This window comes from Agrobacterium tumefaciens, from assembly GCF_013318015.2.
GTDB classification, from domain to species: Bacteria; Pseudomonadota; Alphaproteobacteria; order Rhizobiales; family Rhizobiaceae; genus Agrobacterium; species Agrobacterium tumefaciens.
On the sequence record NZ_CP115841.1, the window covers coordinates 183,867 to 199,982 of the forward strand.

Here is a 16,116-nt window from a genome sequence, read left to right on the forward strand (position 1 = left end):
CTGTTGCACGGAATATCATGCATATCGCCCGTTCGATGCGATAAGAAGACACCAAACGGAGTGTCTTTAATGTCCATTTTGAACAGTCTGAGTGCGCGCTCTCTGGCGGCTCCCGAGAGCGGCATTGTCGAGGTCGTGAATTATGCCCGGGGACGGGACAATCTTCTGCCGCTTTGGGTCGGCGAAGGCGATCTGCCAAGCCCGGATTTCATCAACAAGGCGGCCATCGACGGACTCAACAATGGCGAGACCTTCTATACCTGGCAACGCGGCATTCCCGAATTGCGCCAGGCGCTCAGCAGCTACTACGAGCGTCACTTTTCAGCCTCTCTATCCGCAGATCATTTTTACGTAACAGGTTCCGGCATGCAGGCGATTGCGCTTGCCGTGCAGGCGCTGACCTCGCCGGGCGACGAGATGATCTATCTCACGCCCACCTGGCCCAATATTGTTGCCGCCATCGGCGTGGCGGGCGCAAAGGCGGTCGCAGCCGGCATCGATTTCCACGATGGTCGCTGGGATCTCGATATCGGCAAGCTGGAAAGTGCGATCACCGGTAAGACGAAGGCGCTCTTTATCAACACGCCGTCCAACCCGACCGGCTGGACCGCAACGCGAGACAATCTTCGCGATGTTCTGGCACTCGCCCGCAAACACGACCTCTGGATCGTGGCGGATGAGATTTACGCACTTTATCACTATACTGGCACCCGTGCGCCGTCGTTCCTCGACGTGATGGAACCGGATGACAAAATCGTCTTCGCCAATTCTTTTTCGAAGAACTGGTCCATGACGGGCTGGCGTGTTGGCTGGCTTGTGGCGCCGCCGGTCATCGGCCAGGTGATCGAGAACCTTATTCAATATTCCACCTCCGGCGTGGCGCAGTTCATGCAGCGCGGCGCAGTCGCGGCTCTCGACCATGGCGACGGTTTCGTCCGCGAGAACTACGAACGCGCTCTGACATCCCGCGACATTCTCTGCGATGCGCTGATCGCGACGAACCGCGTGGAAACATTGAAGCCGGATGGCGCTCTTTATGCCTTCCTCAAGGTGGACGGCGTGACCGACAGCCGCGCCACGGCTCTGGATATCGTTGACAAGACCGGCGTCGGCCTCGCGCCGGGCACCGCCTTCGGCCAAGGCGGAGAGCTGTTTCTCCGTGCCTGCTTCCTGCGCAACCCAAAGCAGATCGAAGACGCAGCCGATCGGCTTGCGTCCTATATTCTCGGCAGATAACCGCAATCCTGCGATAGCCCGCCCTGCCGCGCCGAATCTGGCCGCGGCAGGCACAGGTTCTGCCAAAAGAATCATGGCGAGCCGCTAAAACTACAACCTCACGGCGTACCAATCGACGTGCGGGCTTTTCTGTGCTATGCGCCTTGTGTTCCATTTATGAGAACATTTTCATCTAATAAATAAAACACACTTCATTGCGCTAACCAATCGTAAGCCACCTTTTCATAGGGGCGAGGGATAGGTGGGGTATTTGCTGTGCAAGTAATCAATGATGAAGAATTATTGGCTTTGATGGACGCAACAAAAGCAAACAGGGAAGTAATGTCATGGCTGTTCTGGTCACCGGTGGGGCCGGTTATATAGGAAGCCACATGGTGTGGGCTTTGCTCGACGCCGGTGAAGACGTCGTTGTTGTCGACCGTCTTTCGACCGGATCACGTTGGGCGGTCGCGCCAGCGGCGCGTTTCTATCTCGGCGACGTCGCCGATCGCGACTTGCTCGGCCAGATTTTCGAACACAACCAGATCGAGACCATTTTCCACTTCGCTGGCTCCGTCAGCGTCCCTGAATCGATCAGCCAGCCGCTCGAATATTACGAAAACAATACCGGCACGACCCGCGCCCTTGTTGCGGCGGCAGTCGGTCATGGTATCCGCAATTTCATCTTCTCTTCAACTGCCGCGGTCTATGGGAACCAACCCTTTGATGGCCCGGTGCCGGAAACGGCAGTTCTCAGCCCGGAAAATCCCTACGGCCTGTCGAAACTCGCCTCAGAAATCATGTTGCGCGATGTCGTGCAGGCACATGATTTCAACTATGTGGCGCTGCGTTATTTCAATGTTGCCGGCGCCGACCCGAAGGGCCGTGCCGGGCCGTCCCCCACGGGTGTGGCGAACCTCATCAAGGTAGCGTGCGAAGCGGCAACCGGCCGGCGCGACAAGGTTGAGGTTTACGGAACCGATTATCCGACCGCTGACGGCACCGGCGTTCGCGACTATATCCATGTCAGCGATCTGATCGACGCGCATGTGCTCGCAATGGCGCATCTGCGTGCTGGTGGCGGCACACGAACGCTCAATTGCGGTTATGGCGTCGGCTATTCGGTACTGGACGTGCTACATGCCGTGCAGCGGGAATCTGGAAACGATTTCCCGGTTATCCATTGTCCCCGCCGCGCCGGCGACATTGCCGCGATGGTTGCGGATTCGAGCCGCATCCAGTCGGAACTCGGATGGTCGCCGCGTTTCAATGATCTCACAACCATCGTTCGCACGGCCCTTCAGTGGGAGGCCAAACGTCAAGCCCAGCGAAGCGACAGGATTCTGCCTGGGCAGCATAAACTGGCAGCGATAGGCTGAGCAGCCGTTGGTTTTCGGGATGCGGTTCTACCTGACGGAAAAATAGAGGACCGGTCGATCCGAAAGAGTGGCAGCGGGAAGCCATTTCTCGCTGTCGAAAAAGCTGCGCGTGAGCTTCAGTCCCGGCAATTGTTCCGTTGCCAGCAAAATCAGGTTCAGCCGATGCGGCGCAGACAGCTCCGGCTTTAGGGAGACCGAAATACCGAAATGCTCTGCCTGATAGGGTTGCAGCCTGCGTGCCGGCTCAAGCATGCTGGCAAGGTCCGCCCAGCGGGTCTGCTCGATGATCATCGCCAACGCGTCCTCAAGCTTCGTCAGAATAACGGCACCATCAGGTGTCTGCGGCGCAACCACTTTCATCCTGATAGAGCGAACCTCGTCGGACGCCTCGCCTCTGATGTCGAGAAAAAGCGATGCCCGTTCCGACGCGTTCGCCGTGTCCCCGACCACAAGATCGGCCATGCATTCGAAATTGCGGATCTTCACCGGGCTTGCGTGCCAGCCTTGCGGGTTGGAAAAGCCCGCCGCGGTAAAGCGGTCGCAGAGGTCCTTGCCGGACAGAACGAAGTCGCGGGCAAAGGATGCCCTGTCGCCGCCTTGCTCGAATTTCAGCAGATGCGGCGGTAGATTGAGCTTTTGGGCGGTAACCTTTTGCCGCTTGACGGGCTTCATCCGGGCTGGCTGCTCGGCGGAGCGTGTGGCAGGCGCAAGGTTGAGATAGCTCAGCAGGCTTTTGAGATGTTTCTTGTCATTGGCAAGCAGCACCGTTGCCAATATGGCAAGACAAACTGCCAGCACCGCAAACAGCAGCGCGCCAGGCCTTACTCTTTTTTGCAGGCTTGCGTCCATCGGGGAACCCTAATGGCTGCCGGGGGAGGGGCGTCAACCGGTTTTTGATATGGCTTTCGGGCTGTCGGTAACCCGGTGAATGTACTGCGAGCTGAAGGTCATTAAAAATATTCTGTATTCCACCGCCGGATTTTCCGGCGGCGCAACGTTATTCGGAGGAATTTTTGAACGAGTCCTGCTCGTCCGCGCTGCTTTCGTCGTCGGCGACAGGAATGGCGTAGGAACCGTTCAGCCAGCGGGCGAGATCGAGCGAGCGGCAGCGATCCGAACAGAACGGATAGTCTTCCCGTGTCGAGGGCCGCCCGCACTCCGGACATGGCTTCGTTTTCCGAAGCGGCGTGACATTTCCCGAACCTTCAGGAGATGATTTTGTCATGGTCTATCCTTCGAGCCAGCCCGACGTCACCTCGAATCCTTCACCGGAAAGAAGCGACATGGTCTCATACAGCGGCAGGCCGACGACATTGGTGTAGGAGCCGGTCAGTTTCTGCACGAATGAGCCGGCAATGCCCTGGATACCATAGGCCCCGGCTTTGCCGCGCCATTGCCCGGAAGCGATATAGGCGTCGATCTCGCGCGTGGTAAGGCGTTTGAAACGCACCTTGGTTTCCACAACCTTCTGACGGATTTTGCCGCCGGGCGTCACAAGGCAGATGCCGGTATAGACCCAATGGCTGCGCCCCGAGAGAAGATGCAGCGCTGCGGAAGCCTCCTCGGTATATTCCGCCTTGCCGACAATGCGGCGACCCACGGCCACCACGGTGTCGGAGCCGAGAACATAGGCGTCTTTCCACGTCTGCTCGCTCTTCAGCGCCGCATGCGCAGCCTCGGCCTTCTGTAGCGACAGGCGACGGCACAGCGTGCGCGGATGCTCAAGCTTTACGGGCGTCTCGTCGATATCCATCGGCATCAGACGTGCCGGCTCGATGCCGATCTGGTGCAACAGTTCCAGACGCCGCGGCGAACCGGATGCCAGAACGAGCTTTTGTTTTGAGTTGGTCATTGCGCTGCCCGGGCTTCCGAATGCCGAAAACGGATTACTTGAAGCGATAGGTGATGCGGCCCTTGCTCAGGTCGTAAGGCGTCATTTCGACCAGCACCTTGTCGCCCGCCAGAACGCGGATACGGTTCTTGCGCATGCGGCCCGCCGTGTGGGCGATGATTTCGTGTTCGTTCTCAAGCTTCACGCGGAATGTTGCGTTCGGCAGCAATTCGGTTACGATGCCCGGGAATTCGAGGACTTCTTCTTTTGTCATGTAAGGGTTTTCTTCCTGTTGATAGTGCCGGACCTGTCGTGTCCGGGAAAATTGCGCGGAAACTACACAATCCCGGCACATTTGTGAACCTCTAAAGCATCACGGCGAAAATCGGAACCGATTTTCGCCAGGTGAGAGGTGCGGATCGAATAAATGCCTGTCCTGTGCGGCGTTTGAAGTGTCTGGTCCGATCGAAGCGGACAATCAACCTCAGTCTTTTGAAAGCGTATCTGCTGCCGGCTGCGGCCTTCCTGGCAGGCGTTCGGTAATCAGCCTGGCAAGATGGTCCCGCACCTCGCGATAGGCATCCAGAATCTGGTCCCGCGTGCCGGTGATGACGGTTGGGTCCATGGTTGGCCAATAGACAACGTCGAGCGAGTTGGAGCGTGTCAGTTCAAGTGCTGCGTGATGAGCTTCGGGTGTCAATGTAATGATCAGATCGAAAAAATCATCCTCGATCTCGTCCAATGTGCGCGGTTTGTGTTTGCCGAGCGAAAATCCCTGTTCTTCCAGCACCGCATCCACAAAGGGGTCACGCTCGCCCGCACGCACGCCGGCCGACTGGATGTAGATGCCGGGCGCCACCAGTCGTTTGGCGATGACCTCGGCCATGGGAGAACGGATGGAGTTCATACCGCACATGAAGAGGACCGATTTGGGAGCCTGTCCCCCATTTGGAGCCGTGGCGGGATCTCTCATCTCTAACCCCGCCAATAAAGCACACAGACAAGGGTGAAGAGACGGCGCGCAGTATCGAAATCGATCTTGATCTTGCCGGAAAGCCGGTCCATCAAAGTCTGCGAGCCGTCATTGTGAATGCCCCGCCTGCCCATGTCGATCGCCTCGATCTGGCTTGGAGTGGAGGAGCGTATCGCCTCGTAATAGCTTTCGCAGATCAGGAAATAATCCTTGATGATGCGGCGGAACGGCGTCAGCGACAGGATATGGGTCGAGACATCCTTCTCGTCTTCGGTCTTGATCGAGAAAACCAGCTTGGCATCGACCAGCGATATGTGCAGCCGGTATGGGCCGCCCTCATGGCCGAATGGTTCGAACGTGTTTTCCTCGATCAGATCGAAAATGGCGACGGCGCGTTCATGCTCCACGTCCGGCGTGGACCGGCCGATGCTATCGTCCAGAACCACATCGCAGAGCCGGAAATCGCCTGAAGCCATCTCTTAACTTTCCGGGTTGAGGCGAATGGAGACGGAGCGCGCATGCGCGTCCAGCCCCTCCGAACGGGCAAGGGTGATCGCCGCCGGCGCAAGCTGCCGCAGCTGCTCAGGCCCGAGACGTAGGATCGAGGTACGCTTGACGAAATCCAGCACCGAAAGGCCGGAAGAGAAGCGCGCTGAGCGCGCCGTCGGCAGAACGTGGTTGGAGCCGCCGACATAATCGCCGATCACCTCAGGCGTATGGCGCCCGACGAAGATCGCGCCGGCATTGCGGATATGCGCCATCAGCGCGTCCGGATCGTCAACGGCAAGCTCCAGATGCTCGGCCGCAATGCGGTTGGCCAAGGGAATGGCATCGGTGAGCTTTTCGACGAGAATGATCGCACCGAAATCCGCCCAGCTCGCCGCTGCCGTCTCGGCGCGCGACAGCCGTTTCAGCTGCCGTTCCACCGCCGCCTCCACCGCCTTGCCGAGTTCTGCATTGTCGGTGATGAGGATGGACTGCGCGCCACGGTCATGCTCCGCCTGCGCCAGAAGATCGGCGGCCAGCCAATCCGGATCGTTGTCCTTGTCGGCAATGACAAGCACTTCGGAAGGCCCGGCGATCATGTCGATGCCGACAGTTCCGAAGACATGCCGTTTCGCGGCCGCCACATAGGCATTGCCGGGGCCGACAATCTTGGCGACAGGCGTGATTGTTTCCGTGCCGTAGGCGAGTGCAGCCACGGCCTGTGCGCCGCCAATGCGGTAGATTTCCTCAACACCTGCGATGCGCGCGGCGGCAAGAACGGCGGGGTTTATCACGCCGCCATTCGCCGGCACGACCATGACGATACGCTCTACACCGGCAACCTTGGCGGGGACAGCATTCATAAGGACGGAGCTTGGATAGCTCGCGGTGCCGCCGGGCACATAAAGGCCGACAGCTTCGATCGCCGTCCAGCGTGAACCTAGGCCCACACCGATCTCGTCTTCGTAGATATCGTCCTTCGGCATCTGCCGCGCATGGTGTTTTTCAATGCGCCGGGCTGCGAGTTCGAGAGCTTCGATGACACTTCTGTCAACGGCTGCGACGGCCGCATCGATCTCTTCCGCTGTCACCCGCATCGAGACCTTCGAGAAATCGATCCCGTCGAATTTAATGGAGTAGTGGGCCAGGGCCGCATCGCCGCGATTGCGGACGTCATCGATGATGTCGCGAACGGTCGCGTTGACGTCTTCCGAAACTTCCCTCTTGGTTGTCAGGAAGGCAGCGAATTTCTGTTCGAAATCAGCCGATGCCCGCTCCAGCCAGATTGCCACGCCATTACCCTCTCATTTTCCTCGCGGCGATCCCGCGAGGTGCACGAACTCACCGCAGAAAAATGCGGCTCTGGTATGTGGCATAAATCGAAACAGTGACGAAAGGCAACCGTTGCAATGGCGTGGAGAGCTTATTCGCTATCGGGATGATGCGGTTTGGCGGCAGTTTCCCAGGCGCCGCTCACATCCGTCAGCTGCGCCTCGATGCATTCGACATCGAGTGCGATAGCCCCGCCGCCCGAAAGCGTCAGTTCGACGGCGCCATCAGGACCTTCGCCGTTCTGCACGAAGCGGATTGCAAGGAGCGAAAGCACCTGTTCCTTATCATTGCGATTGATGCCGTGCGAGCGGACGGCGGAGACCCGCTTCAGGAAAACCACGCTGCGGCATCGCTCCGGCGGCAGGTTCTTCTTATTCGCGCTTTCCCAGACGAAACGATTGGCGGAAAGTGTAAATTGGCCCTGCTTTGCCTCGAATGCAACGTCCTTCAGTTTGAAGACGCTGTCCTGCATGTGCGTCGAAATGACGGAGAGATCTTCAGTATCCAGCGCGAGCAATTTCAGGCCGCTCATCGTTTTCTTCCTTTTCCGCGGGGCCGCGCCCGCAATGTCTATTCCTTGTACAGGAAATAGGCAGTCGCGGCCCGCTCTGCAACGGGGAGAAAACGAATGAGCGGCGATGAAAGGATCAATCGCTGACGCGTTCGACCAGCGCACCGCAGCGGGTGAGCTTTTCTTCAAGCCGTTCGAAACCGCGATCGAGGTGGTAGACGCGCGAAACCATGGTCTCGCCTTCCGCCACCAGGCCCGCAATGACCAACGACACCGAGGCGCGCAGATCGGTTGCCATGACAGGCGCACCCTTCAGGCGGGTAACGCCTTCGATACGGGCCATCTGCCCGGAGAGCGAAATCTTCGCGCCGAGACGGGCCAGTTCCTGCACATGCATGAAGCGGTTTTCGAAGATGGTTTCGGTAATGTGGGATACACCCTGCGACCGGGTCATCAGCGCCATGAACTGCGCCTGAAGGTCGGTAGGGAAGCCGGGGAAGGGTTCGGTGACGATATCGACCGGCTGAATGCCGTTGCCGTTGCGCACGACGCGCAGACCGGTCTCCGTGTCGCTGATCGACACTCCGGCAAGCCGCAGCGTGTCCAGCGCATTGTCGAGCAGCGATGCACGCGTGCCTTCCAGCACCACATCACCGCCAGCCATGGCAACGGCCATGGCATAGGTGCCTGTCTCGATACGGTCAGGCAGCACCCGGTGGCGTGCGCCGGAAAGCGATGTGACGCCCTCGATGGTGATGGTGGAGGTGCCAGCGCCTTCGATCTTCGCGCCCATCGCAATCAGGCAGTGCGCTAGATCGACGACTTCCGGTTCGCGGGCGGCGTTGTGAATGACGGTGGTGCCTCTTGCAAGGCTCGCGGCCATCAGCATCACATGCGTCGCGCCGACGGAGACTTTCGGGAAGGTATAAACAGCGCCGATAAGGCCGCCCTTCGGAGCGCTGGCGTTGATATAGCCGCCATCGATCTCCATCGTTGCGCCAAGCGCCTGCAGGCCCTCGATGAACAGGTCCACCGGACGTGTGCCGATGGCACAGCCGCCGGGCAGTGAAACGCGCGCACGGCCTTCACGGGCCAGAAGCGGGCCGATGACCCAGAAGCTGGCGCGCATCTTGGAAACCAGCTCGTAAGGTGCGGTGGTGTCGACAATGGTGCGGCAGGTGAAGTGGACCGTGCGGGAATAGGCTTCGCCCTGGCTTTCGCGACGACCATTGACCGAAATATCGACGCCATGATTGCCGAGAATACGGATGAGCTGCTCGACGTCCGCCAGATGCGGCACGTTTTCGAGCGTTAGCGTGTCGCTGGTCAGAAGCGAAGCGATCATCAACGGCAAGGCGGCGTTTTTCGCGCCGGAGATGGGAATGATGCCGTTGAGCTTGTTACCACCCGTAATTCTGATGCGATCCATGCGTCCCTACGGGCCTGTGCCCGCCTTTCTTAATCATGCCTTGCGGAAATGCGCGTCCTTAGACGAGTTTCCGCGGCGTTTCAAATGATGCTGGTGAATTCTCTATGAGGATGATTCGTCCGTTTTTGCGGCAGGCAGGCCAATCGTCTCATCCGCATCGCCGGCCCGGCGCGCGCGAACCTGCTGTTTGCGCTTCTGCAGGTTTTCACGCAGCTTCTTCGCTGCCCGCGCCTTGCGCTCCGCCTCGCGTTGCCGCGCCTTCTCGCCGGGACCTGCCTGCGCGTTGCCGCTTGCCGCAAGGGCAACGGGGTCTTCTGAAGCGTTCACGGAAACCGCCGCCTTTGCCTGTTTGTCATGATGTTCGTTCATAAATTCAGCAATATCCGAAAAATACGTTTTTCAACAGGGGGAACGCTTTTTTGCCCCGCTTGTTGAAGAATATCGTTTTGCGACTTGCGCTCGTCAAAAACCTATGGCAATAGGCCGCCACGCTTGATGCTGAAGCAAACGCTTCGGCACCGGATGCTGCTATAGCTCAGGGGTAGAGCACTCCCTTGGTAAGGGAGAGGCCGAGAGTTCAAATCTCTCTAGCAGCACCATTTTCCCCAATAAAATCAGAAATTTACGCAACGTGCCGGTGGGTCTTGTCCACGATGTCGGCTTGCTTTTTCGCAGCATTCTGCACTGGTCTCGGTAAATGTGAAAACCGCGCCTCTTGCGAAGCGCGGTTTCCATTTCCGAATATTCTGTTGCTGCCAGAGCGGGACGAAACCGCCCGTAGCCAACGGGCGCCGCTTACTGGCGGAATAGCGACAGGATATTCTCGGAGCTGGTATTGGCGATGGAGAGCGACTGGATTGCCAGCTGCTGCTGTGTCTGCAGAGCCTTCAGCTTGGTGGACTCTTCGTTCATGTCTGCGTCGACGAGGCGGCCGACGCCCTTGTCGATGGAGTCTGTGAGCTTGTTGACGAAATCTTCCTGAAGATCGAGGCGCATCTTGATGGAGCCGAGATCGGCGCTCGCGCTGATCAGCGATTCCAGCTTGGTGTTGACGAACTGGATCATGTTGTCGAGGCCGTCATTGTCCGTCAACGGCTGGCCCTTGGCGTCCAGCAAACCGCTGAGATCCTTGGTGATGTCGAGATCGATCAGCGAGTAGCCGAGCTTCTGTGCCATCTGGGAATCTGCGGCGGCGGTTTCGAGGTAAATATTGTTATTGGACGAACCGCCGGTTCCGATTGCCGTTACAGTGGTGCCTGCAGGCATCGGCGCGGTATTGTTGGCTTTTACGTAGAGGGCTTCACCCGCTGCGTTTTCGCCGATCTTGAAGTAGGTGCCGTTGTTTCGTGCGGTTGTCGCCGCAGCAACGGTTACGAGGCCGGTTACTGCGTCTGGAGCAGAAACTGTGGTCGTCGTCCCCGAGGGGAAACCCAGAAGCTGGGATTGCGTGAACACCTTTGCGGTAGAGGGCGTGTTTGTGGCAACACCTGCGGGTGTGGTCGTGGTAATCTCGAAATTGCGCAGGGAGCCTGTATCGGAATAATAGGCGGCGCTATCGAGGATACCGTTTTTCGCCGCACCGGTCGAGGTATCGAAAAGGGCAGTCTTGTTGTCGACCTGAACGTTGATCGTCTTGACTGCAACATTGCCCGCGCCGTCACGGATGAAGGAGCCGACGATCTGCTTCGTTATGGGGGTGAGGTTGCCGGATGCGTCGCTGATCTTGCCCTTAAGCCAGTTTTCGCCGGAGAAGGAGGCGGATTCGCCGATGCTTTTCAGCTGGTCCTGGAGCTGACGGATTTCTTCCTGAATCTTTGCCTTGTCGACGCCGGCCTCGCGGGCGGCAACCAGCTTCTTGCTGATTTCCTTGACGACATCGACAGTGGTTTCCATGGCGGAATAGGCTGTATCGACCTTTGCGGCGCCGAGGCCGAGGGCGTCCTGAACAGCGGAAAGAGCACCGTTATCCGAACGCATGGTGGTCGCGATAGACCAGTAGGCGGCGTTGTCGGACGCGGTTTTGACGCGCAGGCCGGAGGAGACGCGCGACTGCGTTTCTTCCATGTCGCTGCCGATTGCGCGGAGGGTCTGAAGGGCGGCCATTGCCGCGACGTTCGTCAAAATGCTGGTCATAATTATTTGCCCCTTGATTGGCTTAAATGAAAAGGGACATTCCGGATTGCCGCCGGTAACGATCGCGCGGCTTGATGCCTGTTAACCTCTTTTTCGTCTTGGTTAACCAATCGTTTCGATGGCTAGGTTTTAGGGCCCGAATGGTTAACAAAGCCTAAACTGTTGTTAATAAAAATTAGGAAATAATAATTTCTCTTAACCATGACGGAAAAAGCCGCACCCTTTCGGATGCGGCTCGATTTTTTGGCGATGTCTTTTCCGATTAACGGAAGAGCGACAGGATGCTCTGCGAGTCGTTGTTGGCGATCGACAGGGCCTGAACAGCCAGCTGCTGCTGGGTCTGAAGAGCCTTCAGCTTCGTGGATTCTTCGTTCATTTCAGCGTCGACGAGACGGCCGATGCCCTTGTCGAGCGAGTCGGTCAGCTTGTTGACGAAGTTTTCCTGCAGTTCGATGCGCATCTTGACCGAGCCGAGGTCGGCAGCGGCGGACGTCATGCTCTGGAGCTGCTTGTCAACGAAGGAAACCATGGCGTCGAGGTACTGGTTTTCCGAGACTGCCGAGCCGTCGCTGTTCTTGAACGTGCCGGTCAGGTCCTTGGTGATGTCCAGAGACGTCAGGGAGTAGGTGAGCTGCGTTGCGAGCTGGGCGGTTGCGCCTTCTTCCAGGTAGATCTTGGTGGTGCCGTCGAGGCCAACGGCAATGTTGGTCTTGGTTGCCGGCAAAGTCGGCGCAGTCGTGTTGATTTTCACATACTGGTCGTTGCCAAGATTGAAGTAGGTGCCGTTGACGTCGGGGACTGTCGCATCGGCGTTAGCGATCGTGACGATACCCGTTGCAGCAGCGGTGGTGAAGGTGACGGGGGTGCCGGCAGTTGCTTCCTTCAGACCCTTCAGTTGGGCTTCAGTGTAAACCTTGGCTGCTGCAACCTTGGTCACCGGCTGGGCGGCGCCTACGCCGTCCGAGTCATTGGTGATTTCGAACAGCTTGTAGCTGCCCGTGGAAGAAAAATAGGCGTAGGAGTCGAGGACGCCCTGCTTGTCCTTTGCAGCGCCCGAAGACGTGTCGAAAAGCACCGTGTTGCGGCTCAGGTCAACGTTGACGGTCTTTACGGACACGTTGCCGGCAGCGTCGCGGATGAAGGAGCCAACGATCTGCTTGGTGACGTTTTTCAGTTCGCCAGCACCGTTGCTGACGGTTGCCTGCAGCCAGTTTTCACCGGAGAAAGACGAGGAGCTGGAGATCGACTTCAGCTGATCCTGCAGCTGGGTGATTTCTTCCTGGATCTTGGACTTGTCGACACCGGGTTCGCGGGCGGCAACCAGCTTGTTCTTGATTTCCTTGACGACGTCGATGGACGATTCCATACCCGAATAGGCGGTATCAACCTTGGCGGCACCGAGGCCGAGGGCGTCCTGTACAGCGGAAAGAGCGCCGTTGTCGGAACGCATGGTGGTCGCGATCGACCAGTAAGCGGCGTTATCGGAAGCTTCGCCGACGCGCTGGCCGGAAGACACGCGGTCCTGCGTCGTTTCCATGTTCTGGCCGATGGAGCGCAGGGTCTGGAGTGCAGACATAGCTGCTACGTTAGTGAGAATGCTCGTCATAGTAAATTTGCCCCTTGAATGGCTGATTAAAGAAGGGACATTCCGGTCTCACCGGGAACAGCGCACAGCATCATGCCTGCTAACCTGCTGATTTTTAATGGTTAGCTCGCCGTTTCGATGGCTCTAGCTAACCTCCATATGGTTAATGAAGAGCTAAGGGTCGCAAAAAAATGCACACGCTGAGATTTTATTATGCAATCTTCGCGCGCATGCGCGCGTAGCCTGAAATGTTTAAAAAATAATAAAGCCGCACCCGTTTCCGGATGCGGCTTTGATAAAAGGGCAATACGCTTGGGTCAGCCTCCGTCACGTTTGCCTGTTTCACGCAATTGCAAGACGGTCAGCCTCCGCTTGCGATCCTGCGTGTAGTGTCATTCAGGCCAGCGGCTATCCGCTTGTCCATGCCCAAAATCTGACAGCCGGTGCTTTCCAATTCCCTAATTTCAGGGCGCTCCCGGCGCTTCGCTCAAATCGTGGTAAATGCTTTCAAAGCAAGGATGGTAAACGAAATCTTCCCGTTTGCGGAGCACTCCACAAATGCAAAACCGCGCCCTTTCGGGCGCGGCTCGACTTTTGTAATTTTCGGTCCGATTAACGGAAGAGCGACAGGATGTTCTGCGAGTCGCTGTTGGCGATCGACAGAGCCTGGATTGCCAGCTGCTGCTGCGTCTGCAGAGCCTTGAGGCGGGTCGACTCTTCGTTCATGTCAGCGTCAACCAGACGGCCGATACCCTTTTCCATCGTTGCCGTCAGCTTGGAAACGAAGTCACCCTGCATCGAGATGCGATTGGAGACCGCGCCCAGATCGGCAGCAGCGCTGTTGAGGGTTTCAAGCTGCTTGTCAACGTGGGTGATGAGCTTGTCGAGGATGTCGTTGTCCGTTGCAGCGGCAGTGCCGAGCATGGTGGCACCAGCGCCCTTGTAGATGCTCAGGTCGGAAATATCGAGGTTCGAAACCGACTGCTTAACGCCGTCTGCTACAGCTGCCTTGTCGAGGATGCCCGTACCCTTGCCGTCTGTTACAGCGCCGGTATCGAACAGAACGTTCGAGCCGCTGAGCTGCAGATCGACGCGCTGAACCTTGACGGCGCCAGCGGAGTCACGGGTGAAGGAAGCAACAACCTGCTTCTTCAGGTTGGCAATAGCCGCATCGTCAGTACCGGCAGCGAATGCTGCGCCGTCGTTGGATGCTTTCGTCTTCAGCCAGTTTTCACCGTTGAAGGTCGCGGAGTCGGCGATCGACGTCAGCTGCTTCTGGAGCTGGCCGATTTCCTTCTGGATCTTCTTCTTGTCGGCAGTCGGGTCCTGGGCAAGGATCAGCTTGTCCTTGATTTCCTGAACGACCTTGATCGTCGCTTCCATGCCGGAGTACGCGGTGTCGACCTTGGCTGCGCCGATGCCGAGTGCGTCAGAAACGGTGGAGAGCGCCGAAGCGTCCGAACGCATCGTGGTCGCGATGGACCAGTAAGCGGCGTTGTCGGAGGCGGAGCCTACCTTCAGGCCGGTCGAGATACGACCCTGCGTGGTCTCCATGTTGTTGCCGATCGAACGCAGCGTCTGGAGAGCAGCCATAGAGGAGGCGTTGGTGAGAATGCTTGCCATAGTATTTTGTCCCTTGTTTTTACGAGATACTGGAGTTGGGGACATTCCGGACTTTGTATTACCGGTCACAACGTTTCGGCTTCATGCCACTCGGTTCCGAATTACTTGCCTTTGGAAACCAAACCCGCTGTGTGTAGGGAGAATTTGGCAGCAAAGAATTGCCCAATTGTTAATTTGAGCATTAAGAAGTACTAGAAAATACTTATGGTTACTGCGAAGTATATTTAATTGGTAAGTTTTTAATTTAAAATTATAGTTATCCGACCCCTAGCAAAAACGGTAACTAAAGGGTTAAAACGCAAAAACCCCGCAGCCGTGGGGCTGCGGGGTTAACAAACAGGATTAACGAAGATTATTTCGGCACAATTGCCGTCAGTTGAACGATCTCACAAGGCTGCCGACCAGCAGGTTCCAGCCGTCGATCAGCACGAAAAAAAGGATCTTGAACGGCAGGGAAATCGAGGTGGGTGGCAGCATCATCATGCCCATGGCCATGGTGATGGTGGCGACGATGAGATCGATGACCAGAAACGGCAGGATGATTAGGAAACCGATCTCGAAACCGCGCCGGATTTCCGAAAGCATGAAGGCCGGAACGAGCACGCGGTAGTCGACAACATTGTCGGTCATCACGACCTGTCCGCGCTCGCGGGCGATATCGACGAACAGCTTCAGATCCTTGTCGCGCGTATTGGCGTTCATGAAGGTGCGGAAGGGTTCGGCGATGCGCCCAATGGCCTGCTGTTCGTTGATCTGGTTTTGCAACAACGGCTGCACGCCGTCTGTCCAGGCTTTATCGAAGGTCGGCGACATGACGTAGAAGGTCATGAACATCGCCATCGACAAGAGGATCATGTTCGACGGGGTCGAGGCAAGCCCCATGCCGGAGCGCAGGATGGAGAAGGCGATCACGAAGCGCGGAAAGCTTGTGACCATGATCAGGATGCCCGGCGCGACTGACAAGACCGTCAAAAGGCCGAAGGTGCGAATGATCCATGCGGCGACGGATCCGTCTATCTGTGTATTGAACAGATCGGTCGGAAATTGCTGGGCGTTGGCAAGGCCCGGCAAAGCCAGAAGAACAGCGATGGTAACAAGAAATCGAATCATTCGATGACAAAGGTCCGGAACATGACCTTGGATACGCGCCCTTGAGAGCGCAGGTCAACTCGTTCCTGAATGTCATCCTTAAGATATTGAAAGCCGCGCGGGCCTTCCAGCTGCTGAAGGGAAACGGTGCGGACGTAGGCCATGATATCCTGATGGATATCCTCCGCGAGATTGACCTCTACCGGACCCTTGAACATCAGCGCCACTTCAAGCCGCACCCAGTTCGTGGAGGGGTATGCAAGGTTGGTGGTGATGGGATCGAGCTGGACGATACCGTTCGCCTCTGCCGGGATTTTATCGATGCCCTCGCCCTTCTTCTCGCCATGTTCGCCAGCGGCAGCCGGGGCATGCGCCTCGGCGCCGGCGATCTTCGGGGCGACCATGCCGCCCACGAACCAGCCGCCGCCCGCACCCAGCAGGGTGAGGATTGCAACGCCAGCGATGGTCATGACCATCGGCGAGGATTTTTTCTTGCCCTCAGTCTGTTCGTTTTCCATGGGTCAGTCCCG

The 16,116-nt window shown here is 57.6% G+C and carries 17 protein-coding genes and 1 tRNA gene; 3 read left to right on the plus strand and 15 right to left on the minus strand.

The annotated features are described in order from the left end of the window. The first annotated feature begins 69 nt into the window (after nucleotides 1–69). Together G6L97_RS00890 and galE are read left to right on the plus strand one after the other, a co-directional pair. Complete coding sequence (locus tag G6L97_RS00890) at nucleotides 70–1,236, plus strand: pyridoxal phosphate-dependent aminotransferase (protein ID WP_019564317.1); 1,167 nt, start codon at nucleotides 70–72, stop codon at nucleotides 1,234–1,236. A gap of 326 nt (nucleotides 1,237–1,562) precedes the next feature. Continuing rightward, entirely contained in the window at nucleotides 1,563–2,594 is a 1,032-nt protein-coding gene (galE, locus tag G6L97_RS00895) for a UDP-glucose 4-epimerase GalE (protein WP_111782820.1), read from the plus strand. Between the two features lie 27 nt (nucleotides 2,595–2,621). On the opposite strand, the gene G6L97_RS00900 is transcribed toward galE, so the two are convergent. The 10 genes from G6L97_RS00900 to G6L97_RS00945 form a co-directional block, all read right to left on the minus strand. Beyond that, nucleotides 2,622–3,443 (minus strand): DUF6030 family protein, encoded by an 822-nt coding sequence (locus tag G6L97_RS00900; RefSeq protein WP_111782819.1) that lies wholly within the window; start codon nucleotides 3,441–3,443, stop codon nucleotides 2,622–2,624. 148 nt (nucleotides 3,444–3,591) lie between these two features. After that, a complete protein-coding gene (yacG, locus tag G6L97_RS00905) occupies nucleotides 3,592–3,819 on the minus strand; it encodes a DNA gyrase inhibitor YacG (protein ID WP_003515047.1) in 228 nt (75 codons plus the stop codon). A 3-nt stretch (nucleotides 3,820–3,822) separates the two neighbouring features. Next, nucleotides 3,823–4,446, minus strand: coding sequence for a Maf-like protein (locus G6L97_RS00910; RefSeq protein WP_003515050.1), 624 nt, complete (start codon nucleotides 4,444–4,446; stop codon nucleotides 3,823–3,825). A 34-nt stretch (nucleotides 4,447–4,480) separates the two neighbouring features. Further along, on the minus strand, nucleotides 4,481–4,699 hold the full coding sequence (gene infA / locus G6L97_RS00915) for a translation initiation factor IF-1 (protein ID WP_003493814.1): 219 nt from the start codon (nucleotides 4,697–4,699) through the stop codon (nucleotides 4,481–4,483). Nucleotides 4,700–4,909: 210 nt separating this feature from the next. Next, nucleotides 4,910–5,398 (minus strand): arsenate-mycothiol transferase ArsC, encoded by a 489-nt coding sequence (locus G6L97_RS00920; protein WP_065688347.1) that lies wholly within the window; start codon nucleotides 5,396–5,398, stop codon nucleotides 4,910–4,912. A gap of 2 nt (nucleotides 5,399–5,400) precedes the next feature. Continuing rightward, entirely contained in the window at nucleotides 5,401–5,874 is a 474-nt protein-coding gene (locus G6L97_RS00925; protein ID WP_003515052.1) for a UPF0262 family protein, read from the minus strand. A gap of 3 nt (nucleotides 5,875–5,877) precedes the next feature. Beyond that, nucleotides 5,878–7,176, minus strand: a complete 1,299-nt coding sequence (hisD, locus tag G6L97_RS00930; RefSeq protein WP_003515053.1) for a histidinol dehydrogenase — start codon at nucleotides 7,174–7,176, stop codon at nucleotides 5,878–5,880. A gap of 131 nt (nucleotides 7,177–7,307) precedes the next feature. Then, nucleotides 7,308–7,748: a DUF2948 family protein gene (locus tag G6L97_RS00935; RefSeq protein WP_065703811.1), complete on the minus strand. Its 441-nt coding sequence runs from the start codon at nucleotides 7,746–7,748 to the stop codon at nucleotides 7,308–7,310. A gap of 115 nt (nucleotides 7,749–7,863) precedes the next feature. After that, nucleotides 7,864–9,156 (minus strand): UDP-N-acetylglucosamine 1-carboxyvinyltransferase, encoded by a 1,293-nt coding sequence (gene murA / locus G6L97_RS00940; protein WP_013635466.1) that lies wholly within the window; start codon nucleotides 9,154–9,156, stop codon nucleotides 7,864–7,866. A 102-nt stretch (nucleotides 9,157–9,258) separates the two neighbouring features. Beyond that, the gene (locus G6L97_RS00945; RefSeq protein ID WP_013635467.1) at nucleotides 9,259–9,525 is read right to left on the minus strand and encodes a hypothetical protein; all 267 of its coding nucleotides are present in this window, start codon (nucleotides 9,523–9,525) and stop codon (nucleotides 9,259–9,261) included. 155 nt (nucleotides 9,526–9,680) lie between these two features. Between G6L97_RS00945 and G6L97_RS00950 the strand changes: the two genes are divergently transcribed. After that, a tRNA-Thr gene (locus G6L97_RS00950) sits at nucleotides 9,681–9,755 on the plus strand. Nucleotides 9,756–9,951: 196 nt separating this feature from the next. Here the strand turns inward: G6L97_RS00950 and G6L97_RS00955 are convergent. The 5 genes from G6L97_RS00955 to G6L97_RS00975 all read right to left on the minus strand — a co-directional run bounded on the left by G6L97_RS00955 (nucleotide 9,952) and on the right by G6L97_RS00975 (nucleotide 16,104). Further along, nucleotides 9,952–11,289 carry a flagellin N-terminal helical domain-containing protein gene (locus tag G6L97_RS00955; protein ID WP_065703813.1) on the minus strand — a complete coding sequence of 446 codons (1,338 nt, stop codon included), beginning with the start codon at nucleotides 11,287–11,289 and terminating at the stop codon, nucleotides 9,952–9,954. Nucleotides 11,290–11,551: 262 nt separating this feature from the next. Further along, nucleotides 11,552–12,895, minus strand: a complete 1,344-nt coding sequence (locus G6L97_RS00960) for a flagellin N-terminal helical domain-containing protein (protein ID WP_065703815.1) — start codon at nucleotides 12,893–12,895, stop codon at nucleotides 11,552–11,554. Nucleotides 12,896–13,486: 591 nt separating this feature from the next. After that, nucleotides 13,487–14,497 (minus strand): flagellin N-terminal helical domain-containing protein, encoded by a 1,011-nt coding sequence (locus G6L97_RS00965; RefSeq protein WP_003515059.1) that lies wholly within the window; start codon nucleotides 14,495–14,497, stop codon nucleotides 13,487–13,489. A gap of 372 nt (nucleotides 14,498–14,869) precedes the next feature. Next, nucleotides 14,870–15,607 (minus strand): flagellar type III secretion system pore protein FliP, encoded by a 738-nt coding sequence (fliP, locus tag G6L97_RS00970; RefSeq protein ID WP_003515060.1) that lies wholly within the window; start codon nucleotides 15,605–15,607, stop codon nucleotides 14,870–14,872. Continuing rightward, entirely contained in the window at nucleotides 15,604–16,104 is a 501-nt protein-coding gene (locus tag G6L97_RS00975) for a flagellar basal body-associated FliL family protein (RefSeq protein ID WP_013635471.1), read from the minus strand. The genes fliP and G6L97_RS00975 overlap by 4 nt, the downstream gene beginning before the upstream one ends. Between the last annotated feature and the right edge of the window lie 12 nt (nucleotides 16,105–16,116).

Bases quoted from the DNA above. Each gene is read 5' to 3' on its own strand.
- G6L97_RS00890 (WP_019564317.1), top strand. From the start codon at position 70: ATGTCCATTTTGAACAGTCTGAGTGCGCGCTCTCTGGCGGCTCCCGAG.
- galE (WP_111782820.1), top strand. From the start codon at position 1,563: ATGGCTGTTCTGGTCACCGGTGGGGCCGGTTATATAGGAAGCCACATG.
- G6L97_RS00900 (WP_111782819.1), bottom strand. From the start codon at position 3,443: ATGGACGCAAGCCTGCAAAAAAGAGTAAGGCCTGGCGCGCTGCTGTTT.
- yacG (WP_003515047.1), bottom strand. From the start codon at position 3,819: ATGACAAAATCATCTCCTGAAGGTTCGGGAAATGTCACGCCGCTTCGG.
- G6L97_RS00910 (WP_003515050.1), bottom strand. From the start codon at position 4,446: ATGACCAACTCAAAACAAAAGCTCGTTCTGGCATCCGGTTCGCCGCGG.
- infA (WP_003493814.1), bottom strand. From the start codon at position 4,699: ATGACAAAAGAAGAAGTCCTCGAATTCCCGGGCATCGTAACCGAATTG.
- G6L97_RS00920 (WP_065688347.1), bottom strand. From the start codon at position 5,398: ATGAGAGATCCCGCCACGGCTCCAAATGGGGGACAGGCTCCCAAATCG.
- G6L97_RS00925 (WP_003515052.1), bottom strand. From the start codon at position 5,874: ATGGCTTCAGGCGATTTCCGGCTCTGCGATGTGGTTCTGGACGATAGC.
- G6L97_RS00935 (WP_065703811.1), bottom strand. From the start codon at position 7,748: ATGAGCGGCCTGAAATTGCTCGCGCTGGATACTGAAGATCTCTCCGTC.
- murA (WP_013635466.1), bottom strand. From the start codon at position 9,156: ATGGATCGCATCAGAATTACGGGTGGTAACAAGCTCAACGGCATCATT.
- G6L97_RS00945 (WP_013635467.1), bottom strand. From the start codon at position 9,525: ATGAACGAACATCATGACAAACAGGCAAAGGCGGCGGTTTCCGTGAAC.
- G6L97_RS00955 (WP_065703813.1), bottom strand. From the start codon at position 11,289: ATGACCAGCATTTTGACGAACGTCGCGGCAATGGCCGCCCTTCAGACC.
- G6L97_RS00960 (WP_065703815.1), bottom strand. From the start codon at position 12,895: ATGACGAGCATTCTCACTAACGTAGCAGCTATGTCTGCACTCCAGACC.
- G6L97_RS00965 (WP_003515059.1), bottom strand. From the start codon at position 14,497: ATGGCAAGCATTCTCACCAACGCCTCCTCTATGGCTGCTCTCCAGACG.
- fliP (WP_003515060.1), bottom strand. From the start codon at position 15,607: ATGATTCGATTTCTTGTTACCATCGCTGTTCTTCTGGCTTTGCCGGGC.
- G6L97_RS00975 (WP_013635471.1), bottom strand. From the start codon at position 16,104: ATGGAAAACGAACAGACTGAGGGCAAGAAAAAATCCTCGCCGATGGTC.